28 protein-coding genes and 2 pseudogenes are annotated in these 25,380 nt (G+C 68.3%); 20 read left to right on the top strand and 10 right to left on the bottom strand.

The window, feature by feature from the left end; translation table 11 throughout:
* Window positions 1-5: 5 nt before the first annotated feature.
* Window positions 6-1,265 (top strand): diaminobutyrate--2-oxoglutarate transaminase, encoded by a 1,260-nt coding sequence (locus AC3CH1_RS33510; RefSeq protein ID WP_488466304.1) that lies wholly within the window; start codon window positions 6-8, stop codon window positions 1,263-1,265.
* 66 nt (window positions 1,266-1,331) lie between these two features.
* Window positions 1,332-1,988 (top strand): LysE family translocator, encoded by a 657-nt coding sequence (locus tag AC3CH1_RS33505; RefSeq protein WP_488466303.1) that lies wholly within the window; start codon window positions 1,332-1,334, stop codon window positions 1,986-1,988.
* Between the two features lie 296 nt (window positions 1,989-2,284).
* On the opposite strand, the gene AC3CH1_RS33500 is transcribed toward AC3CH1_RS33505, so the two are convergent.
* Window positions 2,285-3,241, bottom strand: a complete 957-nt coding sequence (locus tag AC3CH1_RS33500; RefSeq protein ID WP_488466302.1) for an EamA family transporter — start codon at window positions 3,239-3,241, stop codon at window positions 2,285-2,287.
* Window positions 3,242-3,570: 329 nt separating this feature from the next.
* On the opposite strand from AC3CH1_RS33500, the gene AC3CH1_RS33495 reads away from it, so the two are divergent.
* Complete coding sequence (locus tag AC3CH1_RS33495; protein WP_488466800.1) at window positions 3,571-4,512, top strand: LysR family transcriptional regulator; 942 nt, start codon at window positions 3,571-3,573, stop codon at window positions 4,510-4,512.
* Window positions 4,513-4,542: 30 nt separating this feature from the next.
* Here AC3CH1_RS33495 and AC3CH1_RS33490 read toward each other — a convergent pair whose 3' ends face one another.
* The 3 genes from AC3CH1_RS33490 to AC3CH1_RS33480 all read right to left on the bottom strand — a co-directional run bounded on the left by AC3CH1_RS33490 (window position 4,543) and on the right by AC3CH1_RS33480 (window position 6,954).
* The gene (locus AC3CH1_RS33490) at window positions 4,543-4,950 is read right to left on the bottom strand and encodes an ectoine synthase (RefSeq protein ID WP_488466301.1); all 408 of its coding nucleotides are present in this window, start codon (window positions 4,948-4,950) and stop codon (window positions 4,543-4,545) included.
* Between the two features lie 47 nt (window positions 4,951-4,997).
* Complete coding sequence (thpD, locus tag AC3CH1_RS33485; RefSeq protein ID WP_488466799.1) at window positions 4,998-5,894, bottom strand: ectoine hydroxylase; 897 nt, start codon at window positions 5,892-5,894, stop codon at window positions 4,998-5,000.
* A 799-nt stretch (window positions 5,895-6,693) separates the two neighbouring features.
* Complete coding sequence (locus AC3CH1_RS33480; protein ID WP_488466300.1) at window positions 6,694-6,954, bottom strand: hypothetical protein; 261 nt, start codon at window positions 6,952-6,954, stop codon at window positions 6,694-6,696.
* 144 nt (window positions 6,955-7,098) lie between these two features.
* Here AC3CH1_RS33480 and AC3CH1_RS33475 point away from each other — a divergent pair, with 144 nt between their 5' ends.
* Both AC3CH1_RS33475 and AC3CH1_RS33470 read left to right on the top strand, forming a co-directional pair.
* On the top strand, window positions 7,099-7,308 hold the full coding sequence (locus tag AC3CH1_RS33475) for a hypothetical protein (RefSeq protein ID WP_488466299.1): 210 nt from the start codon (window positions 7,099-7,101) through the stop codon (window positions 7,306-7,308).
* A 16-nt stretch (window positions 7,309-7,324) separates the two neighbouring features.
* A complete protein-coding gene (locus tag AC3CH1_RS33470; RefSeq protein WP_488466298.1) occupies window positions 7,325-8,056 on the top strand; it encodes a restriction endonuclease in 732 nt (243 codons plus the stop codon).
* Window positions 8,057-8,229: 173 nt separating this feature from the next.
* On the opposite strand, the gene AC3CH1_RS33465 is transcribed toward AC3CH1_RS33470, so the two are convergent.
* Together AC3CH1_RS33465 and AC3CH1_RS33460 are read right to left on the bottom strand one after the other, a co-directional pair.
* On the bottom strand, window positions 8,230-8,370 hold the full coding sequence (locus AC3CH1_RS33465) for a hypothetical protein (protein ID WP_488466297.1): 141 nt from the start codon (window positions 8,368-8,370) through the stop codon (window positions 8,230-8,232).
* Window positions 8,371-8,655: 285 nt separating this feature from the next.
* A complete protein-coding gene (locus AC3CH1_RS33460) occupies window positions 8,656-9,186 on the bottom strand; it encodes an NUDIX hydrolase (RefSeq protein WP_488466296.1) in 531 nt (176 codons plus the stop codon).
* A 176-nt stretch (window positions 9,187-9,362) separates the two neighbouring features.
* Between AC3CH1_RS33460 and AC3CH1_RS33455 the strand changes: the two genes are divergently transcribed.
* Both AC3CH1_RS33455 and AC3CH1_RS33450 read left to right on the top strand, forming a co-directional pair.
* Complete coding sequence (locus AC3CH1_RS33455; RefSeq protein ID WP_488466295.1) at window positions 9,363-9,602, top strand: hypothetical protein; 240 nt, start codon at window positions 9,363-9,365, stop codon at window positions 9,600-9,602.
* Window positions 9,603-9,787: 185 nt separating this feature from the next.
* The gene (locus AC3CH1_RS33450; RefSeq protein ID WP_488466294.1) at window positions 9,788-9,979 is read left to right on the top strand and encodes a DUF6233 domain-containing protein; all 192 of its coding nucleotides are present in this window, start codon (window positions 9,788-9,790) and stop codon (window positions 9,977-9,979) included.
* 301 nt (window positions 9,980-10,280) lie between these two features.
* On the opposite strand, the gene AC3CH1_RS33445 is transcribed toward AC3CH1_RS33450, so the two are convergent.
* Window positions 10,281-10,739 (bottom strand): hypothetical protein, encoded by a 459-nt coding sequence (locus AC3CH1_RS33445; protein ID WP_488466293.1) that lies wholly within the window; start codon window positions 10,737-10,739, stop codon window positions 10,281-10,283.
* A gap of 386 nt (window positions 10,740-11,125) precedes the next feature.
* Here AC3CH1_RS33445 and AC3CH1_RS33440 point away from each other — a divergent pair, with 386 nt between their 5' ends.
* Window positions 11,126-11,608, top strand: coding sequence for a hypothetical protein (locus AC3CH1_RS33440; RefSeq protein ID WP_488466292.1), 483 nt, complete (start codon window positions 11,126-11,128; stop codon window positions 11,606-11,608).
* A gap of 25 nt (window positions 11,609-11,633) precedes the next feature.
* Here the strand turns inward: AC3CH1_RS33440 and AC3CH1_RS33435 are convergent, their stop codons facing one another.
* Window positions 11,634-11,903: a hypothetical protein gene (locus AC3CH1_RS33435; protein WP_488466291.1), complete on the bottom strand. Its 270-nt coding sequence runs from the start codon at window positions 11,901-11,903 to the stop codon at window positions 11,634-11,636.
* Window positions 11,904-12,197: 294 nt separating this feature from the next.
* Here AC3CH1_RS33435 and AC3CH1_RS33430 point away from each other — a divergent pair, with 294 nt between their 5' ends.
* From AC3CH1_RS33430 to AC3CH1_RS33400, 7 genes and pseudogenes are all read left to right on the top strand, one after another.
* On the top strand, window positions 12,198-12,455 hold the full coding sequence (locus AC3CH1_RS33430; RefSeq protein ID WP_488466290.1) for a hypothetical protein: 258 nt from the start codon (window positions 12,198-12,200) through the stop codon (window positions 12,453-12,455).
* 76 nt (window positions 12,456-12,531) lie between these two features.
* Complete coding sequence (locus AC3CH1_RS33425; protein WP_488466289.1) at window positions 12,532-12,711, top strand: hypothetical protein; 180 nt, start codon at window positions 12,532-12,534, stop codon at window positions 12,709-12,711.
* 524 nt (window positions 12,712-13,235) lie between these two features.
* A complete protein-coding gene (locus AC3CH1_RS33420) occupies window positions 13,236-13,613 on the top strand; it encodes a peptidase inhibitor family I36 protein (RefSeq protein ID WP_488466288.1) in 378 nt (125 codons plus the stop codon).
* An 80-nt stretch (window positions 13,614-13,693) separates the two neighbouring features.
* Window positions 13,694-14,398 carry an ABC transporter ATP-binding protein gene (locus AC3CH1_RS33415; RefSeq protein ID WP_488466287.1) on the top strand — a complete coding sequence of 235 codons (705 nt, stop codon included), beginning with the start codon at window positions 13,694-13,696 and terminating at the stop codon, window positions 14,396-14,398.
* Complete coding sequence (locus AC3CH1_RS33410; RefSeq protein ID WP_488466286.1) at window positions 14,395-16,911, top strand: FtsX-like permease family protein; 2,517 nt, start codon at window positions 14,395-14,397, stop codon at window positions 16,909-16,911. The genes AC3CH1_RS33415 and AC3CH1_RS33410 overlap by 4 nt, the downstream gene beginning before the upstream one ends.
* Window positions 16,912-16,948: 37 nt before the next feature.
* Window positions 16,949-17,464: pseudogene (locus AC3CH1_RS33405) on the top strand (IS30 family transposase); the annotation flags it as partial.
* Between the two features lie 191 nt (window positions 17,465-17,655).
* The gene (locus tag AC3CH1_RS33400) at window positions 17,656-17,973 is read left to right on the top strand and encodes a transposase (RefSeq protein ID WP_488466285.1); all 318 of its coding nucleotides are present in this window, start codon (window positions 17,656-17,658) and stop codon (window positions 17,971-17,973) included.
* A 63-nt stretch (window positions 17,974-18,036) separates the two neighbouring features.
* Here AC3CH1_RS33400 and AC3CH1_RS33395 read toward each other — a convergent pair whose 3' ends face one another.
* The gene (locus tag AC3CH1_RS33395; RefSeq protein WP_488466284.1) at window positions 18,037-18,693 is read right to left on the bottom strand and encodes a hypothetical protein; all 657 of its coding nucleotides are present in this window, start codon (window positions 18,691-18,693) and stop codon (window positions 18,037-18,039) included.
* A gap of 200 nt (window positions 18,694-18,893) precedes the next feature.
* Between AC3CH1_RS33395 and AC3CH1_RS33390 the strand changes: the two are divergent.
* Window positions 18,894-19,777, top strand: a pseudogene (locus AC3CH1_RS33390) (transposase); the annotation flags it as partial.
* Between the two features lie 622 nt (window positions 19,778-20,399).
* Here AC3CH1_RS33390 and AC3CH1_RS33385 read toward each other — a convergent pair.
* The gene (locus tag AC3CH1_RS33385) at window positions 20,400-21,905 is read right to left on the bottom strand and encodes an FUSC family protein (protein WP_488466283.1); all 1,506 of its coding nucleotides are present in this window, start codon (window positions 21,903-21,905) and stop codon (window positions 20,400-20,402) included.
* A 312-nt stretch (window positions 21,906-22,217) separates the two neighbouring features.
* On the opposite strand from AC3CH1_RS33385, the gene AC3CH1_RS33380 reads away from it, so the two are divergent.
* The 4 genes from AC3CH1_RS33380 (at window position 22,218) to AC3CH1_RS33365 (ending at window position 25,353) form a co-directional block, all read left to right on the top strand.
* On the top strand, window positions 22,218-22,541 hold the full coding sequence (locus tag AC3CH1_RS33380) for a hypothetical protein (RefSeq protein WP_488466282.1): 324 nt from the start codon (window positions 22,218-22,220) through the stop codon (window positions 22,539-22,541).
* 88 nt (window positions 22,542-22,629) lie between these two features.
* On the top strand, window positions 22,630-23,139 hold the full coding sequence (locus AC3CH1_RS33375) for an Lrp/AsnC family transcriptional regulator (RefSeq protein ID WP_488466281.1): 510 nt from the start codon (window positions 22,630-22,632) through the stop codon (window positions 23,137-23,139).
* Window positions 23,140-23,176: 37 nt separating this feature from the next.
* The gene (locus AC3CH1_RS33370; RefSeq protein WP_488466280.1) at window positions 23,177-23,869 is read left to right on the top strand and encodes an HAD family hydrolase; all 693 of its coding nucleotides are present in this window, start codon (window positions 23,177-23,179) and stop codon (window positions 23,867-23,869) included.
* A 263-nt stretch (window positions 23,870-24,132) separates the two neighbouring features.
* On the top strand, window positions 24,133-25,353 hold the full coding sequence (locus AC3CH1_RS33365; RefSeq protein WP_488466279.1) for a serine/threonine-protein kinase: 1,221 nt from the start codon (window positions 24,133-24,135) through the stop codon (window positions 25,351-25,353).
* Window positions 25,354-25,380 lie beyond the last annotated feature (27 nt).

The raw sequence follows: 25,380 nt of genomic DNA, 5'->3' as shown, positions 1-25,380 counted from the left end.
GAACCATGAGCGTCTTCACCGACATGGAGTCCGAGGTCCGCAGCTACAGCCGGGCCTGGCCCACCGTCTTCACCCTCGCCCGCGGCTCCGAACTACGAGACGAGACCGGCCGTACCTACCTCGACTTCTTCGCGGGCGCGGGCGCCCTGAACTACGGTCACAATCCGCCCGACCTGAAGCCGGCCCTCCTGGAGTACCTCTCCGGCGACGGGATCACGCACGCGCTGGACATGCACACCGCCGCCAAGAGCGCCTTCCTGGAACGCCTGCGCGATCTGGTGCTCACCCCGCGCGGCCTGGACCACCGCGTCCAGTTCCCCGGCCCCGGCGGCACCAACGCGGTCGAGGCGGCGCTGAAGCTCGCCCGCAAAGTCACCGGGCGGCACACCGTCGGCTACTTCGAGCGCGGCTTTCACGGCATGACACTGGGCGCGCTCGCCGTCACAGCCAACCCGGCGAAACGCGCCGCGGCAGGGGTCCCTCTGTCCCACGCCGCGCAGATGCCTTTCGACCACTGCGCCGACGACGACGAGCGCGCCGTCAACCGTCTCGTCCAGTCCTTGGAGGCCGCCTCCGCCGACGGCCCGCTTGCCGCCGTCGTGGTGGAGACGCTGCAGGGCGAGGGCGGGGTCAATCCGGCCCGTCCGGCCTGGTTGAAGGCGCTCGCCGTCTGGACCCGTGCACACGGCACCCTGCTAGTGGTCGACGACATCCAGATGGGCTGCGGGCGCACTGGCCCGTTCTTCTCCTTCGAAACGGCCGGGATCACCCCCGACATCATCTGCCTGTCCAAGTCGATCAGCGGGTACGGGATGCCCATGGCCCTCACCCTGATGCGCCCCGAGTACGACGTGTGGCAGCCCGGCGAGCACAACGGCACCTTCCGGGGCTACAGTCCGGCGTTCGTCACTGCCGCCCGGGCTCTGGAAGTCTTCTGGTCCGACCACGTGCTCCAATCCAGGACCGCCGTGCTGGGCGAACGACTGCACCGCTCCCTCACCGGGACGGCCGACCGCCACGGGCTTCCCGCTCCGCGGGGGCGTGGCCTGGCCTGGGGGCTGCCCCTCGAACGTCCCGGGGCGGCCCGTGAGGTGTGCGACGCCGCCTACCGTGCGGGACTGCTGCTAGAGACGGCGGGGCCCCGGGACGAAGTGGTGAAGCTCCTACCCCCGCTCACGGTGACGGACGAGCAGGTGGAGCGTGGCCTGGCCACATTCGACGAAGCCGTCGCGACCGTGATGAACGTGCGGACCCTCGCGGCCTGATCGAGGCTTGTCCGTAGAAGCGCGCGACTCCGGCTCCCATGCCCGGGGTGGATGATTGGAGAGCGGATGTCGGTCGACCTCATGGGCTTCCTCGGGGTGGTGGTGGTCGCTTATCTGGTCCCCGGCCCGGACTTCGTAGTGGTGTTCCGGTCGGCGATCGAGCACCCGTCCAAGGGGCGGGCGGCGGGGCTGGGCGCCCAGGCAGGACTGTGTGTGCACATGCTGGCCGCCGCCATCGGGCTGGCGGTGGTAGCCGCCCGCTCCCCGATGGTCTACGACACCATCAAACTTCTGGGCGCCTTCTACCTGGTCTATCTCGGGGTTCGGGCGCTGCTCGCGGCCCGGCGGGCCGCCCGGAGGCATCCGGCGGTACGAGGGGCGCAGGACGACGGCCCGCCGCCGGGAGAGCCTCGGTCGACCGGCGCACGGTGGCGTTCCGGCTTCGTGCAGGGGCTTCTCACCAATGTGCTCAACCCCAAGGCGGCGCTGTTCTTCCTCAGTATCCTGCCGCAGTTTGTCAATGATGGTGGCTCGATGACGCGGCAGATTTTCTTCCTCGGCACTTTGGACGTCCTGATCGGAATCTTCTACTGGTTTGCCGTAGTAGCCGTCGCCAGCCGGCTTCGTACCCTCCTGGCTCGCCCGAAGATCCAGCACCGCTGGGAGCTAACCACTGGCTGGCTGTTCATCGGCATCGGCATCGGCGTCGCGGCCGCCGCCTGAATCCCGGCTCGGCGGGGCTTGCCCCTTGTCCCCGCTGCCGCCTGTTCCCCGAGAAGCAACGCCACACCGAGCACAGTTCCTGCGAGGCACGTGAGCGCCAGGAGCAAAAGGAAACTCATGGGCGGCGGAAGTCAGCAATGGGTTCATCCACGAGTTATCCGGCGTTTGTTCGCGGGGGCGGGAGGCGGCGGGCCCGCGGGAAAAGCAATTTCAGGGATGGATTCCCCTCCGAGGATAAGTCGGAGCTTCCGCGTGACGCCGGCACCCCCGACTGGTGCGACCGGTGGCCCAGCCGTTCATCCGGAAGGTACGTCGGCCGTTTCCGAACGCCCGCGGTCACGGGTTGCAACGACCCCGATGGAAGCCACAGAGATGCATCCGATGGCGAGCCACTGGAGAAGTGAGAGGCGCTCCGACAGCAACAGCAAACCGGCGAGGCCGGCCGCGACCGGCTCCAGGCTCTGCAGAACGCCCACCACGCGAGCCGGGAGACGGCGCAAGGCTGTTAGTTCCAGAGAGTAGGGAAGAGCAGCCGACAGGATCGCCACGAGAAGTCCGATCAGCAGGAGGTTGGGCTGCACCAAATTCGCTCCGCTCTCGGTCAGGCCGAAGGGGAGCGACAGCAGTGCGGCCCACGCCACCGCGAGTGCCAAAGGGCCTCCGCCGACCATACGGGCTCCGGCTCGCTGGCTCAGAAGCAGATACAGGCCCATCGAGACCGCCGATGCAACGGCGAAGGCCATGCCAGTCAGCGACACGGGCTGGTTACTGGAGCCCGGCGACATGAAGAGAAAGATTCCTGCGGCCGCCAGCACTCCCCATGCAGCGTCTTTCCAGCGCCGTGAAGCAAGGAGGGACACCGTCAAGGGGCCTGTCAGTTGTACCGTCATGGCTACGCCCAAGGGCATGCGTTCCATAGCCAGGTAGACGAGGTTCATGCCGGCGATCGCCGTACCGAAGGCGACGACAAGCAGGAGGTCGCTCCCCCTGGGCAGCGAGCGCGGGCGCCATATCACCATGAGAACGAGCGCGGCCAGGACCAGCCGCAACGATACGACACCAAGCGGTCCCCCCACGGCTTCGAAAAGTCGCTTGCCCAGTGCTTGGCCGATTTGAACGCTGACGACACTGCCCAACACCAGGGCTGGCGCGGGGATAGCAGAGAACCGACGGCTGAAGGAGGTCTCAACGGCCGTCTTCGGCGCCGCCTCGGGGCGAGTGCCGGTGTCACGTGTATCGGTGACGTTGTCCACGTGGCCTCCCATGCTGTTCAGTGTTGCTGCCGGGACGGCGGGGAAGCGTTGCATACGTCGGTGGTGTGGGTCCCGGATACAAGTAGCCGGGACCGCATCGCGTGTACCGGCACCAGCCACACGCGCAACCGACCGCATGCACACCGTACGTACACCACTTCCCCGTCGGTGACCGCGTGGCGCGACACCACTTCCCCGACTGTGGTGGGAGCCGGCCCTCCCATGCGTACGCCGCTTCCCTCACGCTTCAAGGTCATGGGAAAAGCATCGCGTGCTCTATCTTTCACGTCCATCGCGACTTCCAGCACGCAACCGTGTTGGATGACCGCATGGTCGATTTACGTCTCCTGCAAACCTTCCGTGTTCTCCACGCACAGGGCACCGTGACCGCCGCTGCACGAGCCTTGAATCTGTCGCCTTCGGCGGTCTCCCAGCAGCTTAGGCAGCTCTCACGCCAGGTCGATGCGGAACTGTTGCAGCCAGATGGACGACGCCTCCGCCTGACCGCAAGCGGCCAGGTGCTGCTCGACCACGCCAACGTTTTGTGCGCCCAATGGGAGGAGGCCCGAACGGACCTTGCCGCCCATCAGGAGAACCGGCCCCAGGTTTTGCGCCTCGGAGGCTTCGCCACGAGTATCGGCTCGCTTCTCGCACCCGTAGCCCGTGGCCTCCTGCACTCCGAACCAGTCACACAAGTCCACATCACCGAGGCAGACACCCACGAGTGCTTCGAGCAAATCCTGGCCTCCCACCTCGATCTTGCCGTCCTCACACCACTGACGGACGACCCTGCCGTGGACGACCCCCGCTTCGACCAGCAGCTCCTCATGGACGACTTCGTGGACCTCGTGGTCCCGGCCGACCACCCGTTCGCCACCCAGGGCCACGTCGATCTGTCCGCGACCGCCACCGAAAACTGGATCTCCCCCCATCACGATCAGGGCCGTCTGATCAGGGCCCTCTGCGCGACTGCCGGCTTCACCCCGAGAATGGTTCACCACGCCGATGACTGGCACGCCGTGCTCGCACTGATCAGTCATGGACTCGGGATCTGCCTGGTGCCCCGCCTCGTACCACTGGCCACTCATCCACATGCGGTACGGCTCCGTATCAGCGGTACACAAGCACCCTTTCGACGGGTTCTCATCTGCGTACGCCGCGGCAGCAACCACCAGCGCGCGATCGCCCTGGGAATCCAGGCTCTGCGAGACCAAGCCGCAACGGTCGCTCTTCTGCCTCCTACCTCACAGTCAAATATCGTGCACGAGTGACGGCTTGTGGTACTCGGCAGTTGACATCACTCAGCGATCAAGTGCACTGTCGTCCTCCGGAGCGGATGGGTAAGCACCGGTCTCGTCGTGCACTTCACGCCCCGTAAGCGCAGGGGTGAATATGCATACGTTGCGTACGTCCGTAATGGCTTTGAACGTGTGCGGGTCGTGACGGTCCAGAATATAAAGAGTGCCGGGGACGATGCGATGAACCTCCTGGGTTTCTTCGTTCACCACTTCGGCTTCGCCAGACACGCAGTAGACCGCCTCCACGTGGTTGGCATACCGCATGTACGTCTCTGTTCCTGCTTCCATCAGTGTGTCATTGAGCGAGTAGCCCAACCCATCTTCTGCGAGCGTGAAACGCCGACTCCTCCAGCCCGGCCCGCTGACGTCCCGTCCGGTTCCGCTAATGGTTTCCAGAGACCTGACGGTCATTTTTCCTCCAGCATCTGAGATGTTATTCCTCGGCCACTCTCAACCCATCACTTCGGAAGGGGTTCAAAATCCCTATCAGCCAAATAGGTGGGGCGTTCGGTGGGCGCATAGTAGGGTTTTCCCAGCTTGTTTTCCATGCTGTTGTAGACGACGAAAATATTCGATCTCGGGAAAGGTGTAATATTGCCGTTGGATCCATGAAGAATATTGCTGTCGAACAGCACACCCGTTCCGGCCGGCCCCGTGATCTGCTGGATCCCGTTCTTCTGGGCGAGACCCGTGAGGCTTGCGTGATCGACTGTCCCGATGGTGAGACGTGCGGTCTGCAGAGAAACCTTGTGGTTTTCTGCAGGCGTTTCCCCGATGGAAGGAACGAAGGTCCGGTGGGAGCCAGGTATGACCATCAGGGGGCCATTGAACTCATAATTCTCCGTTAGCGAGATCGACATACTGAACGCCCTCGGCGTGGGCATGCCGTCCTCTGCGTGCCAGGTCTCGAAGTCGGAGTGCCAGTCGAACTCGGCTCCCCCGAATGCTGGCTTATAATTGACGCGGCTCTGATGAATGTACACATCGGACCCAAGGATCTGCCGGGCCATCTCTGCCAAACGTTGCGAAAATATGACGTCGGCGAACACCCTGCTCACTTTGTGCGCTTGGAAGATCGATCGCACTTCCCCCGAATTTGGCTCGCGTATGACAAGATCTGAAGCGGCGAGTACGTCAGATTGCTTCAATCGATCGAGTTCGTCTCGGCAATGCTCAACCTGTTCGGGGAGCAGCAACGAATCTACCTCGAGATACCCGTGCTCTTCATATGATGAAAGATCCACAGGGGAGATAGGACCTTCGCCGGGCCCCCAGACCACCGGATCTTCCCTTCGCCGATGCGGGGCCTTCTCGGGAACTCGCGTGAGATAGCGATCCGTAACCCATGAGCCCATTTCGTTCATTCCTTCTCCCGTGGCCTCTCGTATCGGTTACGCGATTACGCGCCTGTGCAGCTCGGCGCAAATCCGATACCTCTACGACTAGCCAGAATCCGTTGATGTAGTCGAGAAAAAGAGAAAACGGCGAAATGTTTTCGTAAGATACCGTAATGTAATTTACACCCGTGGCCCTTTATGGAGCGACCGTTCGTAAGCTTGACAGATGAAAAAGAAGCAGCTCAATGCCCTTGCAAGGCCAGCCCTGGAGGCGCACCGGCGTGCTCGCGACGGAGTCAGCAAAGCCGGTCCGCACATGGTGCCCAGAGGTCGCCGCGCGGCCAGATCGCGCCGTGGCGCACGAAGTCAGCATGATCTGGCACAGTCGCTGGGCTATGCGCAACGGGGTGGCAGCCGAAGGGGGCCTCTGCAGTTCACCCCCCGTTGGCACGTAACGGCCGGGCGCGGCCGCCCCAAGTGAGCTACTGAACGCCGGGCGGATCCGGAATCAGCTGATCAGCCGCCGGATTCCATCCCACTGCTGGATCGCCGCATGACCCTGGCCGCCGTCTCGCCGGGAAGCGAGGCTCGGGCCTGTTTCAGCGGTCTGCCGGGCGTACGCTCCGGCCATGACCACCACGCCAAACCCGCGCATCGCCCGGCAGGACCGGGACCCGGATGGGGCGTGACCGGCTTCTGAACGACCGCCGCTGCGGCCCCAGAAGAGAGTTCCGAGGCCGCGGCGGCATGAAGCGGGGCTACCGGCGGGTGTCCTTGACGATGGTGTTGGTACGGCGCCCGGTCTGGAAGCCAGGTGTCAGTTGTACCGGGGGTCGGCGTACTTGATCGCGCCCTGGACGGTGGAACAGGGCCACGCACCGCCGTCACATCCCTGGCAGGTCGGGGACGTCCGGTCGCTGGGGGCGTGCCGAGCCAGCTGGCGCCCCGCGAGCTCGCGGGCCCCGCGCTCGCTACGGGAAATCCCCGGGTAGGTGGAACCGGCGATGTTCACCGCCCGGTCATAGGCGGCCAGTTGCTGGTGAAGGTCCTCGCTCAGGGCGGCGAGCCTATCGGGCACCCCCGAGGACACTTCCCCTGGTGACGGATCCGGCCAACCAGTCGCTTTGCGTCATCATCCGGCAACTGCCAGGCACAACGGTGCAGCGTGCGGATACATAAGGGGGCCGGAACGGGATCGAGGGTGATCGAGGGGCGGGGCGGGATGCTGACCAAGAACGTAGGAGTGCTGCTCGCCGTCATCGTCCTGCTGCGGCCACGCCGGCGCACGGAGTCCCGAAGCAGGAACGACGAGAAGCTAACCGTGCTCATCGTGCTCGCTCTCGGCGTCGTCATCGCCCCGACCCCGCTGGGGGAGGGCATCGGCGACTTCCTGGGCCAGCTCGCCTCCGGCGTCACCGACTCCTCCCGCTGAAACCGGAGCGCGCCCGATGGCCAACCGCCGCCCACCGCCCCGCCGCAGGCCCGCGGCACGCCGCCCCGCACGCCGCAGCACCCCGTTGCGGCGCCGCCGCTCGCGCCGGCAGCAGCACCGCGACAACCAGCTGCTCCTGCTCGGCTTCGGCGCCGTCGCGGGCCTCGCCCTGGTCTGGGCGGTCATCTCCTGGCTGCTGGTGAACTGGTGGGCGCTGGTCGTACTCGGAGCCCTCGCCGCCGTCGGCGGGGCGGTGTGGGTCCACCGGTACCGCCAGCAGCAGGCCTGGGACCGGGTCCGGCAGCAAGCGCTGCGCTACGGGCTGCCCGAGTTGGACGGCCTGCACCACCGCGACTTCGAGTACGCGATCCGCGACCTGATGCGCCGCGACGGGTGCACCGACGCCCGCCAGATCGGCGGGGCCGGCGACAACGGCGCCGACGTCCTGGCCACCGACCCGCTGGGCCGCTCCTGGGTCATCCAGGTAAAGCACCGCCGCGACGGAGACCGCGGCTCCCCGGTCGGCACCCCCGATCTCCAGCGCGTCAACGGCACCGCCCGCCAGCTCTACGGAGCCGACGTCGTCCTGGTCGTCACCAACGGCCGCTTCTCCACCCGCTGCGCACCCCTCGCTACGCAGCTGCACATGCACCTCGCCGACCGGCGCACCCTGGCGACCTGGGCCAGCGGCGGGCGCCCCTTGTGGGAGCTCCTGCCGAAGATTCCTCCGCCCCGCAGAGGCCGGTAGAGCGCGCACCGTCGCGGGCCTGTGCCGAGCGGTTCGCTGGTCGTACGCTCCGGCCATGACCACCACACCGAACCCGCGCACCGCCTGGCAGGACCAAGATCTCGGATGAGGTGACACCCCCTCCTGAACAACCGACGCCGCGCCCAGGAGGACAGCTCCGGGGCGCGGCGGCGTCACTGCTGGGCGTTGTCGACGTGGCGGCCGAGGAAGAGAGCCGTGTACTCGATCTCCTGCTCGGTGGTGGCGGAGTGGTCGATGCGGCCGGTGCGGTGGCCGGGCTCCCGGTACAGGCAGCGGGCCAGCCCCCGGCACACGAGATGACGGCACCGGTTGGGGGGTCCTGGTACCGGCCGGGACGACGATCGCGGTGCCGCCGCGGGGCCGGGACTCCAGCGCCCCGTTGATGATGCTGCCGTTCTCCGTGATCACCACGGTGATGGAGTAGCCCAGGCGCTCCTCGCAGTACGGCAGTTCCGGGCACCGGAGGGGCCTGCAGGACGGGGCGAAGCGAGGGACGCGCGTTCGGGGGCGGCGGGCGTGTGCCACGAGTTGCGCACGCCCACCTTCTGTGTCCGGTGGCAGCGAACCTTGACCGTTTGTCAACGTACATTGACCACTGCTCGATGGAGCAGTGGCGTCGGCTGCTCGGCTATCGGGTGAGCGCGGCGAGGTAGGCGGGCGCCCAAGGGCTGCACCTGCCCTGGGAGGCGTTCGAGGAGGTCCCACCAGCGGATGGCCGAGATCTCCTCGGTGGGCTCGAAGGCGCGGGTCTCGGCACAGGATCCTGCGTACAGGGCCAGATACTCGGCTCGCCGGTCAGGCGCCAACACGAACCGCGCATAGCCGATGAACCGCAACCGTTCGTCAGGCTGCTGTCCGCTCTCCTCCAGCAGCTCGCGCGCGGCTACCTGGCGGGGGGTTTCGCTCTCTTCGACGCTCCCTCCTGGAAGCTCCCAGGACTGACGGTACCGATCGAAGACCATGAGGACCCGACCGGCTCGCCACAAGGCCACCAGCGCCGCCGGCAGCGGGGCATCCTGCGGCGGCGCTGCCTCGTCTCCCCGCGCGAACGAGATCAAGGAGTTGCCACAGCCATCGGCTGCCAGCGGTTCATCTGCGGGGTAGGCCACGGTCGGATGCTGCCCCGAGCGACTCCACGAGAAGCCCTTCGCATCCGCACTCCGCCGGTCAACCTTCAGTGGCAAACGGTCGAGCTTCAGTGGGCCAGGACAGACAGCCTGGGCGCCGACCGGGGCCGTGGCTCCCGGGGTGGCATCAGAAATCGAACACGTGTTCTTATAAGGGGATGGACCGCTTCCCCTTCCCCGACGACCTGATTCGCGCCCAGCAGGAGTGGCACGACACCTACCGCGCCCTCGCCATGCCGCGCCCGCGCCGTGCCACCGAGCTGCGCCGCCGCCTGCTCCACCTGTCGGTGAGGATCGAGTGGCATCCGTTCTGGTCCACTCCGGCCGGCTGGACGCCCGCGGCCCGGGTCGAGCTGAGGCGGCTCACCGGCGGGGACCGGCGTACGGACGCGGCATGAGCCGACTGCCTGAGAGGGGCTGATCGGTCACGGGTGATCTGCCACCTGATCTGGAGCGGCTCCGGACGTCGGGCACGTGGCTCTCCCTCTCCCTGAAGCAGGTCCGTGAGGAGACCGCGGCTGTCGAACGGCCGGCACAGCCCCAGTGCGCACCGCACGCGGCCCGGCCTGTCGGCTCGTGCCGCATGCCCACGCCTGACTGGGCTATCTCTGGTGTCGGTATCGGGGCACCCGTCGTTCAGGTCCACCGGGGCGACTGCTTCACCGGGGGCAAGATGATGCAGCCGATCAGTGCGGAGCGTGCCCGTGCCGAGCTGGCCGATGGTGTCCAGGCCTGCGGGGTGTGTCGCCCCGACACCGTCCTCACCAGACCGTGATCCCGGGCCCGGTCCTGTTCTTCCGGTGCCGAGCGTTGCGAAGAGGTGAGGCGGGGGAAACTACGCCCGGGCCGCGCTGAAGCGGAACGCCCCTCAGGTGAGTACCGCAGCCGATCGTGCAAAGGCCTCTGACCTGTGCGGCCGGGGCGCACGTATGCCCCGGCGCTGTGCCGTGATGCATTGCGTACAGGGCGGCGTGAAGATGACGGTTATGGCCTCTCGCTTGGTCGACCGCTACACCGACGGCCTCGTCTGCCGCCCCGACGCCCGCATCGCCGACCACTCTCGATGAACTCCTGCGTCAGGTCGTGCGCGTTGCACGACGGCGTGCCCACCAGGACTGCTGCGGCGCGGTGGCCGCGTTGACGGCCCGGCCGAACGCCTCCAGAGCGGACTCCAGGCGCGCGGTGTCTTCCACGGCGGCCAGAGCGGTGAGCAGCTTCTCGGTGGCAGTGACGACGGCTGGGTCGGAGCAGCGCATGAGGGGGGCGGCCGCGGTGCCGGCCCGGGTGAGCGGCTCCCGCACGGCGGCCACGATCTGCTTGCTCGCCACCCTCTCGCGGCTAAGCAGCTCAGCCGCGCGCCCGAAGCCCACCAGTCCGCTCTGCGCGTCCGTTCCGCCGGCGATCCGGGCGCGGGCCGCACCACCGGCGAAGGCGAGCAGGGTCAGCAGGAATGTGCGGCCGCGCTCGGCGGGCCCCTCCCACAGCAGGCGGTTGGCGACGGCCGCGCCCTGCAGTTCCATCACCGCGACGGTCATCGCATCCGCCTGTACGCGCAGGGCCCCGATCCTGCCTGTTGCGGGAGCGGTTGGTCAGCCACGCCACCAGGACGGCGATGACCGCCCCGGAGACGAGAGTGCTGGCCAACTCGATCAACTTGTCCATCCCCACAGGTTGGGCGTACACCGGCTCGCCGTCCGGCCCGTTGCCCACCTGACGCACAACCCGAACGCTTCCGTTGCCGATGACCTGTCCCCGCAAAGGTTGAGCGTTCTCGTTGAAGGCTGGTCGCCGGGCTTTCCTTGTCATCGAGGATCTGGGCGAACCGTTCGAAGCCGTTCCGTCTTGATGAGCGGATCGGGCGTGGTTCGTCCCATGCTTTCAGCCGCTGGGCGATTGGCCCGATATGGTATGGACGCTGTCGATGACGGGCCAGAAACTGATGGTTCTTCATCGACAGCTGCGACAGGCTCACCTTCAGGGAGACCGAATGCGCCACCCTCTTGCTGCCGCTCTTGGCACCGTTGCACTGACGACGAGCATGCTGGTGAGCGCGCCGTTGGCCAGCGCCAGCACCTCCGACTATCCGGTCAAGTCGTTTGAGGTCGTCGTGGGGAACACGTACACGAAGGGGACCATCACCTGGTACAACCGGGCGGTCCGCGTGGCCGGGGAGCACAAGGCGGTCGCGAGCTGCCGGGGGACCACGGCCTACACCCTCGACTCGGCGGGCAAGCAACTGAGCATGAGGACGAGCCCCTTCGCGGTATGCAACGGTGACAGCCAGAAGTTCAGCTTCGATGTGCCGGCAGACGTGGCCGGCGGCGCTCCGGTCGTGCGGGTCTGCCTCGACAATGGCGCAACGCCTAGCCCAACGCCTCTGGAATGCGTACTCAAAAACCGGTGATTCCGGCCCCGCGCCCGTTACACGCTCAACTTTCCGTGAGAGGCGACCAGCCTTGACTGCGGCAGGTCAGCGATGAGGACCCGACCTTGAGGAAGGGGCCGCTGACCTGGTGCATAAGCTCTCGGACATGAGCGAGGAGAGCCTGCACGAAGTTCTGGGCGAGGTCGAGGGGTCGGTCGGCGATTTCACCGGTGCCGAAGCCGGGCTCGCGGAAGCCGAGCAGCGGCGCGACCACACGCGGCGGAGCGTGCTGGACCAGGTGAAGCGACTGCGTGACGAGGTGGATGCCGTCCACGCTCCGGAGCTGATCAGGGCGCTCAGGCACCTGTACTGGCAGCAGCCCGGGATCCACGGCCGGCCCCTGGCAGAGGCCGCCGGCCTCCACCTCCACGAGATGCTCGCGGCGAGGAGGCCCGGGTGCAGGCGCCGGCCATGGACTGGCGCGCCGCTGCCGAGCTGGTGCTCGCCTTCCCGCCGCTGTCGCAGGGAGCCACCCGCGGCAGCACCGCAGACCAGCAGGAGGGTGCCTGGCGTGGGTGGCAGGACGCCCGGGTGATCCGCAACCGCCTGATCGCGACGGCCGCCGACGGTGACGACACCGTGGGCGTCGCCGTCGCAGCTCCTGGTGGACACCGCGCTGCGGATCGCCGACTGGGACACGGCCCGCACCCGCGACATCGTCGACCCGATCACCCACGAACCGGCGCTCGCCCTGCTCACCCGTCTCAGGCGCGAGGTCCGCGCCTCCGCTGAGGCCGCCCGGGAACGCGCGGACGCCGCGTACCCGGAAGGCTACGAGCTGAGCGAGGACGAGGAGTCCGAGGCGTGGCGTGGCACCGGCGGGTGAGGGGCTGACCCTCCAGGCCGGGTGGGGCGGACGACCTCAGGACGGTTCGCCGGATGTTTGGCGGGAGCGCCGGCGGGTGACGTCGGGCAGCGGGCGGGAGGCGGCGGCCGGGATGAAGAACAGCCCGATCATGCCGAGCGCGGTCACGGCGGCGCTCAGCAGGCCCAGCGAGAAGGACGGGTCGTCGACCGAGGCCACCCCGCAGAACACCGAGAAGGCGGCGACGAACACCAACGACGCGACGATCCACCGCTGAGCGACCGAAGCCGCCGCGTGGGCCGCTACCGACCAGGCCGAAAAAGACTGATGCCGATTCGGCCGATTCGGCCGGACCGGGCCCGGTCCGGCCGACACAATCTTCCTCGTCCTGGAGAACGTGCGAGCGGATCGAGGCGATGCCCGAAGGGACCATGTTGATCGGCATCAGCACCACCAGCCGGGCCATCGCCATTGACCTGGGCGCCGAATCCCCGCGTGTCCTGGTCTGCACCGCCACCGGCGGCGGCAGCACCACGGCCCCGTGCTCCCTCTCCCTCTCCCTCTCCCTCGTGCCAGCGCGATGTCTACTTCTTCTGCCGCCCTCCTGCCTGAATTCACTCCCCTCGCGCCCCGGAAATCAGCCAAAGATCATGAAGGTCTATGAGTCGATCAGGCTGGCATATACATTCGGCGTCGTTACAACTACGGCTCGGGGAAAGGCACTTGCACGCCTTTGTGTTTTTTCATGCCTCGTTCCTTATCGTGCGAAGGCCATGCTTCCGCATAAAGAAGAAGAGTTTAATGAAGCGAAACCTGGTGGGGGCAGCACTCATCGGAGCGGCATTGATCATCGGCGGGACCGGAATCGCCAGTGCTGCTCCGGCCGACTGTGAGACGACGGGCTTCGTCTGCCTGTACAGGGACGACGACTACCGAGGCGGTCACGTCACCCTGACCAACAGCACCACCGCGATATCTCACATGAGCTCGTACGGGTTCAACGACCAGGCCGACTCGTACTACAGCAACTACACCTACGACTCCGCCTGGTGGACGGACACCAGCTACGTGGGCCGCCGTGTGTGCATCCACAACAACACCAGCAACCGCAGCTTCAGCTTCCAGGACTCCGACGAGGCAAGCTCGGCCCGAAAGTACAGTTCTCGCACCGCCTGTTGACGGTAGTTGAGGTGAGGTGACCCGTGGGGCGGCCGGACAACCGGCTGCCCCACTCGCGTAGAAGAGGAAGAACCATTCACGTGGGCAAGAACGTGGCAATCGTCGCCACTCAAGTCGGTAAGACATTCCCCATGGGGAAGCAGACCGTGACCGCGCTGCGGGACGTGTCGTTGTCTCTCCCCGCTGGAACGCTGACCGCGCTGACCGGGCCCAGCGGCTCCGGCAAGAGCACCCTGCTCCATCTGATCGCGGGCCTGGAGCGGGTTGACTCCGGAACTCTCGATGTCCTGGGGAGCCAGCTCCACTCGTGCACCGCGGCCGAGCTTTCCGCGCTGAGGCTTCGCGAGATCGGCTTCGTCCACCAGGACTTCAGCCTTCTTGCCGACCTCACCTTGATCGAGAATGTGCGCCTTCCGCTGGAAGCCACTGGCACCGCCCGTAACGACGCGGCCGCGGCGGCACGTGAGGCGATGGGCCGCGTCGGTCTGGAAGGGCTGGAGCAGCGGTTCCCCGCCGAGGTCTCCGGCGGGCAGCAGCAGCGTGCCGCCATCGCCCGTGCCATCGTCGGAAGCCGCACTCTCGTTCTGGCGGACGAGCCCACAGGATCGCTCGACTCCAAAACGGGCGCGGAGATCATGGGAGTTCTGGCCCAGCTCCGCGATGAAGGCGTCACCGTCGTTCTCAGCACCCACAACCCGGCCAACCTCTCCCACGCAGACCAGGTCGCCGTCCTCCAGGACGGCACGCTTCTCTCCTTCACCACCGCCGAGGAAGGCGTGGCATGAGCAAGGGGTATGTGCATCTGGTCGGCAGGCGCACCGTCGTGGGCCGCGGCAGCAGGCGTATCGGTCTTCTCGTGCTGCTGACGTTGCCCGTGCTGCTCGCCACGCTCGCGGCCGGCGTTTTCGCCTCGGCTGCCCCTTCGGCGGGACAGCGTGCCACCAGCAGTCTGGGCGGTGCCGACGGGTTCATCACGCTTTCCGACCCCGTGATGACGGGCGAGCTCGCACAAGAGTTGCGCCGGCGCGTGCCGGGGATCGCCGTGGTAGCGCTTGATGACAACAGCGAGTTCCCCGTGTGGGCGAAGGACCGCACGGTTGCCGTGCGCTATGTGGATACCGATTGGTCATCCCCCCTGATGCGCGGCCGGTACCGGCTGCTGGGGGGACACTTCCCCTCGAAGCTGGGGGAGGTCGCAGTAAGCAGGACCCTTGCCGACGCGTACGGACTTCGCCTGGGTGACCATCTGCCCTATCGATGGAAGCGCGACGCACCCACGCGGATCATCGGACTGGTCGAGAGCCCGCAGGCGCACACCGCATACGACTACCTCGCCGCCCCCGGACAGCTGCGAGCCTGGCCGAAGACCGGAAACGACAGCACCAACACCGCAATGTCCAGCTACGGTCTGCTCCTCGCGGGTGACGCCCGCCAGATGGAGACAGCACAGAATCTCATCGGCGAAAAAGGGCTGCGGCTGGAGACCAGGTCGAACATCTCCGCCTCCCGGACGATGATCGAGCGCGAGCCCGCGCTGCTGCTCCTCCCCGGCATCGTCGTGCTCGGGGTCATCGCCGCGGGGGCGTTCGCCCTGCGCATGCGGCGCACCCGCGCCGAGTTCGCGATCCTCGCCGCCCTCGGTGTGCCGGACCGGGACCTGCGGTATGCCGCCGTCTCCGGAGCGGTATCGGCCAGCCTGGCCGCCGTTCCCGCCGGGTGGCTCGCGGGGAGTCTGCTCGCTCTTGCCGCACGCCCGGTGCTGCCCCGCTTCACCCACAAGGACACCGCCCCCTACGACCCGCTGCTGGTCGGGGGCCTGCTGACCGTCCTGTTGTCGGTCGCGGTGGCGGCCCTGGCGGCCGTACTGACGTCGCGGTACCCCGCCGGACTTCCTGCCCGTGCTCGGGCCCGCACCACCCTCCGTGACAGCAAGCGAGCCCGCCTGTGGTCCCCGGTGCTGTATGGCGTGGCCGCGCTCGGTATCGCTCTCGCCGTGGTTTTCCAGGACAACGAGACCGTCTCCGCCGCCGCGGCCGTCACGGCTGTGGTGTTCCTGGCCGCGGCCGTACTCACCCGCATCGCAGATGTGCTGCGCGGCCTGGCTCGTCTGGCCGACCGTACGCTCAGCGCCCGTATCGCCCTGCGCGCGTTCGCCCGCGACCCTCGCCGACCGGTCTCGGCGGTCGTGATCGGATCCGTCGCGCTCGCCCTCACCGTCGGCATCCTTGGCACCCTGTCCAGCGTCACCGCCCAGGAACGCGCCACCTACGTCGGCAGCCGCCACCTCAACCAGGTGGAGGCTCTGCTGTTCGCCGGCAGTGATCCCAGTGAAGTCGAGAAGACGCTCACCAGCGTCTTCCCTGAGGGAACACCGATCATCCGGGGCTCCTACCCAGTGGACGAAGAGCTCCGCGAAGCCTCCGTCACCCCCGCCCTCACTCCTCCCTGGAGCGTCGCCTGGCAGGCAGGCGGAGAGTTCGCCAACCGGACGCAGACGATCGGAATTGTCGACGACGGCACGACGTTCAAGGCACTCACTGGCCGGGCCTGGTCCTCCCGGGAACAGCAGGCTCTCGAAGAGGGCCGCATCCTGGTCCTGGCCCCCGCATACATCAAGGGGGACCGCGTCACGATCTCCATGCCGACCTCCCTGCCCACCAGCCCCGAACAGTCCGACACCCGCCGCGAGATCAACGGCGCTGCCCTTTCCGACCCCGTCAACGCCACCACCCTCACCCGCGCCTCCGCCTACATCACCACCAAGGCGGCACGCGCGCTCGGCGCATCGACCGTGGACTACTCGGTCATCGCCGCCCCCACCGGGCCCGTGCCCGATCTGCAGGAACGGCTCACCAAGGCACTCGAACCGGTCGATGTCCTCATGTCGGACGTCCGCATCGAAACAGGCCCCGAGCTCACCCCGCCCTCACTGTGGTACCTCATGCTCGGCCTCGCACTCGCCGCCGTGGTGACCGTCCTCGGCATCACCATCACCTCCTCCGCGGCCGAGCTCCGACCCGACCTGGTACGCCTGCACCGCATCGGCCTGTCCCCAGGCACCCTGCGCCAGATCGTCGTATGGCAATCGGTCACCATCGCCGCCCTCGCGGCAGTCCTCGGCACCGCCGCCGGCTGGGGCCTGACCGCCGCACGGAACTGGCCCGGCGACATCCCCGTCGTCATGGACTGGACAGCCGTCTGCGCCGTCCTCGCCCTGACCCTCCTCCTCGGCGCGGCCTACGGTGCACTCGCCGCACCACGCCGCATCAACAACACACTCAACCGCACCGAAGCCTGACCCGCTCCACGCCCCTCCGGCCCCAAGCACGGGGCCGGAGGGGCGTGGAACCGCCGCCCTGATGATCAGCAGCCGTCCCGCCGAGGTCGAGGACCGGGCAGTGCCCGGCCCCTGGGAAGGCGACCTGATCATTGGCGCGAACGGCCGGTCGGCCATCGCCACCCTGATCGAGCGGGCCACCCGCTACACCGTGTTGGTCCACCTGCCCGGCAACTCCCACGACGCCGTAGCCGTCCGCGACGGCTTGGTCCGCACCGTTCAGGCCCTCCCGCAGCACCTACGGGGCTCTCTCACCTGGGACCAGGGAACCGAGATGGCGCGTCACAAGCAGTTCACCACCGCCACCGGGATGCCGGTCTACTTCTGCGATCCGGCCTCTCCCTGGCAGCGCGGCTCCAACGAGAACACCAACGGCCTGTTGCGCCAGTACTTCCCCGAGGGCACCGACCTGAGCCTGCACGGTCCCGAGGATCTCGAACTCGTCGCCCAGGAGCTCAACGGCCGTCCACGCAAGACGCTCGACTGGGATACACCAGTCGAGCGTCTTGCGTGATCTACTCGCCGTCTGAAGCCAGCAGTGTTGCAACGACCGCTAGAACTCAAGCGTCAGGGTGGGGGCCGAAGCCGTTGTGCAGACGCGTGCGGCTCAAGGAGCGACTCTGTCGGGGATCTTGGAGTTCTCGGGACGAGGCTGTTGGCCCTTGGAACACTTCGGACGGTCCTGTGTAGTTCCGTCCTCCTGAGGTGATCAGTGTCCGTTCGTCCCTGGTCCGGTGCGGTGGTTCCCGAGCTCACAAGGCCCAGAACCGCGCGAACCAGCAAGACTCCCCATGGAGAAGGCTCTACGCCACCCGGTCCGGAGTCGAAGGCACCATCTGCGAGTTCATCAACGGACACCGGGTCCGCCGCAGCCGCTACCACGGCCACCGCAAGACACACGTGCCGTACGTCCTGACCGGCATCGCCATCAACATCGAACGCCTCGCATCGCGCACAACTCGCCACCCCCACCGCCCCGACGCCCCACGACCTTCCAGCAGTACCTCGAGGCCCGCGGCCTGACCTGGGAATGCTGGTGGCGGCAAGGTAAATGAGCCGCGCGCACAAGATCCCCGACAGAGTCGCTCAAGGAGTGAGGAGGTGGACGGCGGGGAGATTCCCGGCCTGTGCGGCATCCTGGTCGATGCTCAGTCCCGTGTACGCGCCCAGCGCGGTGAACACCAGGGTGGGCAGGCGCGCGCCGTGCTGTTCGTAGTAGGCGGTCACCTCGTCGGCGGGGGCGTCGGGGATGGAGGGGAAGACGGCGCCGGCGGCGGTGAGCGCCGCGTCCAACGCCGACTCGTGGCCGGTGGTGGTGCCGAATTCTGCGCGCCGTATCACCTCGTCGCCTTCAACGTGCAGGATCACGGCAGGCGGGCTGTACAGGTTCCGGCTGGCGCACAGGATCTCTTCACCCGGGCCGGGCCTCATCGAGGGGACACGGCGGAAGCCGGTCGCCCAGGTCGCGGCGTGGTCGTTCTCCAGCACGTACGTCCACTCACCCTCGCTGCCGTACATCGCGTAGGCGTAGCGAGTGGGGTCGTGGCCGGGCGGGATGGGCCGGCTACGCAGTTCGGCCAGCGGGGTGCGGGCGGCGAGCTGATCGAGGTCGGCCCCGAGGTTGATGAGGAACTCGTCAGGGTCGATGCCTCGGGCGAGAGTGAGGGAAATGCCGGCGCGCATTCCGGGGACGAGCGTGGCGGTGTGGGCCTGGGCGCCTATCCAGGTGAGGCCGTTGGTCATGGAGGGGGGTCCGCTCGCTGGTGGGGTGGGGTCGAGCTGAACCTCGCGCCTTCATGAAGCGGGCTTCCCGACGGGTGGTCAGGTAAGCGAAAAAAACGCCTCTGAGCAGCGGGAATAAGGAATTTCGAGGTTCTTGCTCCTGCCACCGCCGGAGGCACTTCCCAGGTGAAGAAGCGTATCGGTCCTACCCACGCGTCCGCATCGAGGGCGGTGGCCGGGCGGTGGTCTCGCAGGCCGGGGGCGTGCTGCTGGTCGAGACGGTCCGCAAGGCCGGCTTGGACACCGCGATATCAGCAGCGGTGGCGCCTTGGCAGAAGGCTCGGGCGGTGCCCGATCCGGGCAAGATCCTGCTGGGCGTGGCTCTGGCGGTCGCGCCGGGCGGGGACTGCCTCGCGATGTCGGGGTGCTGCGGGCCGAGCAAGCCGTGTTCGGGGCGGTGGCCTCCGACCCAACGGTCTCCCGCCTCATCGACATCCTCGCGGCCTCCGGGGAGACAGCCCTGCGGGCCATCTGTGCCGCGCGAGCCGACGTTCGCCAGCAGGTCTGGCGGTTGGCCGGCCGGGAAGCGCCTGATGCGGGCGGGACGGTGAGCGTGGACCTCGACGGGGTGCTGGTGGACGCGCACTCGGACAAGGAGGACGCCGCACCCACATGGAAGCGGACCTACGGTCACCACCCGTTGATGGGGTTCGTTGACCACGGACCGGGCGGTACGGGTGAACCCGTTGCAGCCCTGCTCAGACCGGGCAACGCGGGCTCGAACACGACGGCCGACCACATCACCGCCACCCCTGGCCCAGCTGCCGAAGAAGTACCGGCCCGGGTGCCGGACCCTGATCCGCACCGACTCCGCGGGCGGCACCCACGACTTCGTCGCCTGGCTCGCTCAGCGAGGACGGGGGCTGTCCTACTCGGTCGGCATGGTGATCACCGAGGCGATCCATCAGCACGTGCTGAAGGTTCCGGATCGGCCTGGACTCCGGCCGTCGAGACGGACGGCGAGGTTCGCGACGGCGGAGAACTTGAGTGGCTTGTCCTCGCCCTTCGGGCGGCCGGATCACCCCTGCGTCAGCGAAGAGAACGTCGTTCGTGGCTGCGCTAGCCGTGCATGCCTGCCCCCCACGTCCGCGGGGGTGTTACGTCGGCGTCGGTGAGCGGGCCGCCGTCGGGGCGGTCCTCCCCGCCAACGCGGGTGTTCCGGTGCTCCGACGTTCCCGTACGTACCGCGACGAGTCCTCCCCGCCGACGCGGGGTGTTCCGCTGCGCGGGAGGCAGTCGTCCCAGCCCTTGCCGTTGTTACCGCCGACACGGCGCCGAGCCGGTCCCTGAGCGAGCCGCCAGCTCGCCGCCGCCACGGGCCGACGGTCAGGGGTGCACTTCGTGCCGACCACAAGACCCGGGCTATACGCGGACCAGCCGCCTGCACTCGGCTATACCGTGGCCATTTCCGCTGGTCAGTGACCATGGGAGGCGTGTACCACCAGCAGACGAAGAACCTACCGCCACTCCGCGCAGGTGACCCAGTGGGACCGCTCTGCACCACGCAATTCTCGGCATCCTGCCATTCCCGGCCAGCCAGGAGACGCCTGACCAGCGGGGCAACGCGTCTGATGACCTATCAGAACCACGTGGTGGGTCATCGGAAACAATTCGTCCGCGATTCCGAGAAGGCTGGACTTGGCCTATGTCTGAACTTTCCTGCAACTTCAGGCGTTCGTCGATGCCGCGTACGGGGCGTGGCTGAGCGGGCTGACGAGTTCGGCGAGGGCACGTTCCAGGTCGTGGAGGTGTGCAAGGGCAGGCTCTGTTGCAGTGGAGTGATGCGCCTGGACGGTCACAGTGGCGATCGCGCCGGGGCGAGGTGCGGTGAGGATCTCGACTGCGGACTGGACCCGCCAGCAGGCAGCCGCAAGGCGGGCGTCGTGCGAAGCGTCGGGGTCGGCGGCGACAACGGCCAGGCTGCGGACCTCTCGGGCGCAGTCGTCGAGCAGGGCCAGGACCTTGCGGGCGCGGGCCTTGCGGGCTCGAAGCGGGTTGAGGGGATGCACCAGGGGTGCCAGGGAGAGCCGCACGCGCCCCAGCAGAAGTTCGAGTTCGGCGATGTGGGGCTCCGGGTCGGCACCCGGGGCACCGGCGAGCCGCGCAGCAGCTTGGGCGGTGCACTCGTGGACGCAGCTCAGTGCGCGCTGGACCCACGCATGGGTCGTCGCGTGCGTGGTCACGGGAAGCACCAGCAGCACCGCGAGGGCAGCCCCGAGCGCCCCGACCCCGGTCTCCGCCAGCCGCAGCACGAGCAATTCCGGGTTCAGGACTCCCAGCAGACCGTAGAGAAGCGAGATCATCAACGTGACGGCGAAGATCATCCAGGAATACGACACCGCGGCTGTGTAGAAGATCCCGAAGACGCATACCGCCACCAGGATCGCTGTGCCCACGAGGTTTCCGTGGAGCGGAACAGCGATCAGCAATCCGGCGGGAATACCCAGTACCGTGCCCACCACCCGGCGGAAACCTCGGACCAAGGTCTCACCGCGCGAGGTGGTGTTCACGAAAATCCACCAGGCCGTACCTACCGCCCAGTACCAGCGGTCATGCGACAGCAGCTGCCCCGCCCCGAGAGCGAACCCGCACGCCGCGGTCGCCTGTATCGCCTGGCGGGTCGTGGCACGCCCCAGACCTCGACCACCCGCCGGAGCAGGCACAGCCACGGGTGGATAGCGGCGCTCGAAGCACCACAGACCGAAACGGACCGCCGAAGAAGCCAGCAGAGCGAGGAGGACAGCAGTGAAGAAGCCGGGCAGCTGGATGGGTGTGGCATGCAGGAACTGGGCGACGAAGAACATCATGAACGCGAAGACGCCCAGCGCGTTCCCGCGGGGCCCCCAGCGCCGGGCGTACACGCCCGCCCCCATCACGGCGAGGAAGGTCAGGTCGCGGGCGACCGGCTGGTCGTGCAGCGCGGCGGCGACGGCGAGGACCGGCAGGCCGACGACGGGGAGCAGGACGGTGGTGACCGCCTGACCGCGCACCGTCGGGTCGGTCACGGTGAACAGGGCGAGCAGCGCCGCGAGGCCGCCCGTGATGGCCGCCACGAGCGAGTGCCCGGCGAGGCCGCACAGCGCGACGGCGAGGCTGATGCCGAGAACACCACGGCCGGCGAAGCGCAGCCGCACCCGCCCCGGGTCCGGTGCCACGAACACCCTCTTCAGCACACTTCCGCCCCTTCCGCGTCTCTGCAGAACTCGCATGAAAAAGGCGCCGCGGAAGTCCGCAGCGCCATCGATGGATCCATTGCAGCATCTGTCGGGCTCTTGGATCAAACGGGGAGGAGAACCATGTGCCAATGGCCCAGCAGATCCCGTGAGCGTTCGGCCACCGGCGTACCAACGGACCACCCGGGTCGGGCACCATCGCGCGCGACGGATGAACGCACGCACCGGACGGCCTGGCTCCGGTTCGGGGGGAGCGGCGGATGAGTACGCGTACTCATCCGCCGGACGGGAGGGGCGGCACACGATGCCGCCATGGACATGGACCTGCACGCGGACGGGGCCCGGAAGGAGCGCGAACCACGGAGCAAAGGGGCGAACCTCCTGGTGTTCCTGGCCCTGCTGCCGCTCGACGCGCTCGTCGGCGGCTACGCCTGGCTCGTGGTCGGCATCGGCGGCTGGGCCGCCGCGCACAACGGTGCGGAAGCAGCCGTTCCGGCAACGGAGCTGTTGGTGAGCGGCGGCGTGCCGGCGGCTGTGGGGACGGCGCTGTGCTGGGGACGGTACTGGGGCGCCGCCGTGGCCCAGTTCGTCCTGACGGCCCTACTGATGGCCTGGCTGCTGTCGTTCCAGGAGTGAGGCGCCGTCGTCGCCCCGGCGGCGCGGGGCCCTCGCCCTGGGTACAGTCGGGGCCGCACCGGACGGCTCGGAAGGAGATCTGCGGATCATGGCGGTGGACGCTCTCGACACCCGGATCCTGCGCCTGCTGATCGAGCAGCCGCGTACCAGCGTCCGGGAGTACGCGCGCATCCTCGGCGTGGCCCGGGGCACGCTGCAGGCCAGGCTCGACCGGCTGGAGCGCGACGGGGTGATCACCGGTACCGGGCCGACCCTCTCCCCCGCCGCGCTCGGCCATCCCGTGCTCGCCTTCGTGCACCTGGAGGTCACGCAGGGGCATCTGGTCGAGGTGGGCGACGCCCTGGCGGCCGTGCCCGAGATCATCGAGGCGTTCTCGACGACGGGCGGGGGCGATCTGCTGACCCGCGTCGTCGCCCGGGACGCCGGGCATCTGGAGGACGTGATCCAACGGCTGATCCAGCTCCCGGGGGTCGTCAGGACCCGGACCGATGTGGCGCTCCGCGAGCGGGTGGCTCACCGGGTGCTGCCGCTGGTCGAATCCGTGGGGCGCGCGGCGGGCGACCGGGACCGGTCGGGCCCCGTACCCGGTCGGGGGTGACCGGGCCCGCCCCTGCGGACTGCGGCATGCTGGGGCCATGACGTCCCGCCCCGTGACCGCGCCCGGCCCGCACGTGATCTTCGATCTCGACGGGACACTGGTGGACAGCGAGCCGAACTACTTCGAGGCGGGGCGGCGGCTGCTCGCCCGGTACGGGGTGCGGGACTTCGACTGGGAGGCCCACACCCGGTTCATCGGCATCGGCACCCGCGAGACGCTGACGGTCCTGCGCGCGGAGTACGGGATCGACGCCCCGGTCGAGGAGTTGCTCGCCGGGAAGAACGCCCTGTACCTGGAGCTGGCCGGGGCGTCGACGGAGGTCTTCCCGCAGATGCGCCTCTTCGTGGAGCGCCTGCACGCGGCCGGGGTGCCGATGGCGGTGGCCTCCGGTTCGTCCCGGGCCGCGATCGGGGCGGTCCTCGCGGTGACCGGGCTCGACGCGTACCTTCCGCTGTACGTCTCCGCGGAGGAGGTCGCGCACGGCAAGCCCCGGCCGGACGTGTTCCTGGAGACGGCCCGGCGGATGGGGGCGGAGCCGGCGGACTGCGTGGTGCTGGAGGACGCCCCTCCCGGAGCGGCGGCCGCGCACGCGGCGGGCATGCGGTGTTTCGCCGTCCCCTATGTGCCGGGGACGGCGTCCGACCCGGCGTTCGGGACCGCCGAACTGCTCTTCAGGGGCGGGCAGTCCGCGTTCACGGCCGATGCCGCGTACCGTCGGCTGCTCGGCTGAACGAGGGCCCGGCGGGCGCTCCCGGCGCCGGGGCGGGTGCCGAGGCGTATCGGGTCGTCAGCAGAGCCTGGCGAAAGGCCCGTCGGGGCATCGGGGCTCCGCCGGACCGATATCCTGATCATGTCGTTCGCCGCTCCGCCCCGGACTCCGCCGGAGACCGGGACCACGGGGCCGGCAGCCGGAGCGGGCCACAATTCGAGATAGGTGTACAGGTGCTGGTAGCTGGTCGGTACCGATTGGTATCCCCCATCGGTCGTGGCGGCATGGGCGAGGTGTGGCGTGCCACGGACGAGGTGCTGGGACGTGCCGTGGCCGTGAAGCTGCTGCTGGGGGACCAGGCGGACGCCTCGTCGACCGCCCGCTTCCGGCTGGAGGCGCAGACCGCCGCCCGGTTGAGCCACCCGCACCTGGTGGCCGTGTTCGACTTCGGGGCCTGGGAGGACCGGTTCTTCCTCGTGATGGAGCTGGTCGAGGGGCAGAGCCTCGGGGACCTGCTGGCCGCCCAGGAGCGGGTCCATCCCGAACAGGTCGCCCTGATCGCCGGCCAGGCGGCCGCCGGGCTGGCCGCCGCGCACCGCCAGGGCATCGTCCACCGTGACATCAAGCCGGGCAACCTGATGCTGGACGCGGACGGTTCGGTGAAGATCGGCGACTTCGGGATCGCCCAGTTCGTCGACGACCCCTCGACCGCGCTGACGACGGCCGGCCACATCGTCGGCACGAGCCTCTACCTGGCGCCCGAGCGGGCACTGGGACGTACCGCCGACTCCGCGTCCGACATGTACTCCCTGGGCTGCGTCATCTACCAACTGCTGCTCGGGCAGCCGCCGTTCCGCTCCGACACGGCGACCGCGACGCTGTACCAGCATGTCGACACCCCGCCGGTCCCGCTGCGGCAGCGGGGCGTGGAGATCTCCGCCGCCTTCGACTCGTATCTCCTCGGGCTGCTGGCCAAGCAGCCGGAGGAGCGGCCCACTGCGCAGCAGGTCTCCGACTGGTTCCGCACCGACGCCTGGCGCGGCCGGCCGGAACCCCTGCCCCTGCAGACGCCCACGTCCCACCGGGCGACCGCCCCCATGGCCCCGAAGCCCTCCCCCGCCGGGCCGCCGGCGCCGGTCGGCCCGACGACGTACCGGCTTCCGGGACCCACGGGGCGAAGACGGCAGGCGTCGGCCCGATCGGCTCCGGCCCGTCGTCGCAGCACGCGTGAGGCGATACGGCGTCGGCCCAGGGTGGCCAGCGTCATCGCGGGCACGGCGACGTTCCTGGCCGCCGTGTATCTCGGAATGATCCTTTTCTCCCCGGACTCCAGCTCGGCCGGAACACCGGACCAGAGTCCGTCCTCGGGCCCCTCGCAGGACGTCGGCGACGGCGACGGGCAGCAGCAGGACCCGCAGGGCGGGCAGAACCCGCAGGACCAACAGGAACAGCAGGACCAGCAGGACGGTGGCCGGCAGGGTGGGGACGACGAGCAGGACGACTGAGTTCCGCCCGCTCCCCCTCACCGGTCG

The sequence above is a fragment of the Streptomyces sp. MGP-P1 genome (assembly GCF_057766565.1).
Note: the sequence above shows the minus strand (reverse complement) of the source record. Positions and strands in the feature narration are given on the sequence as shown.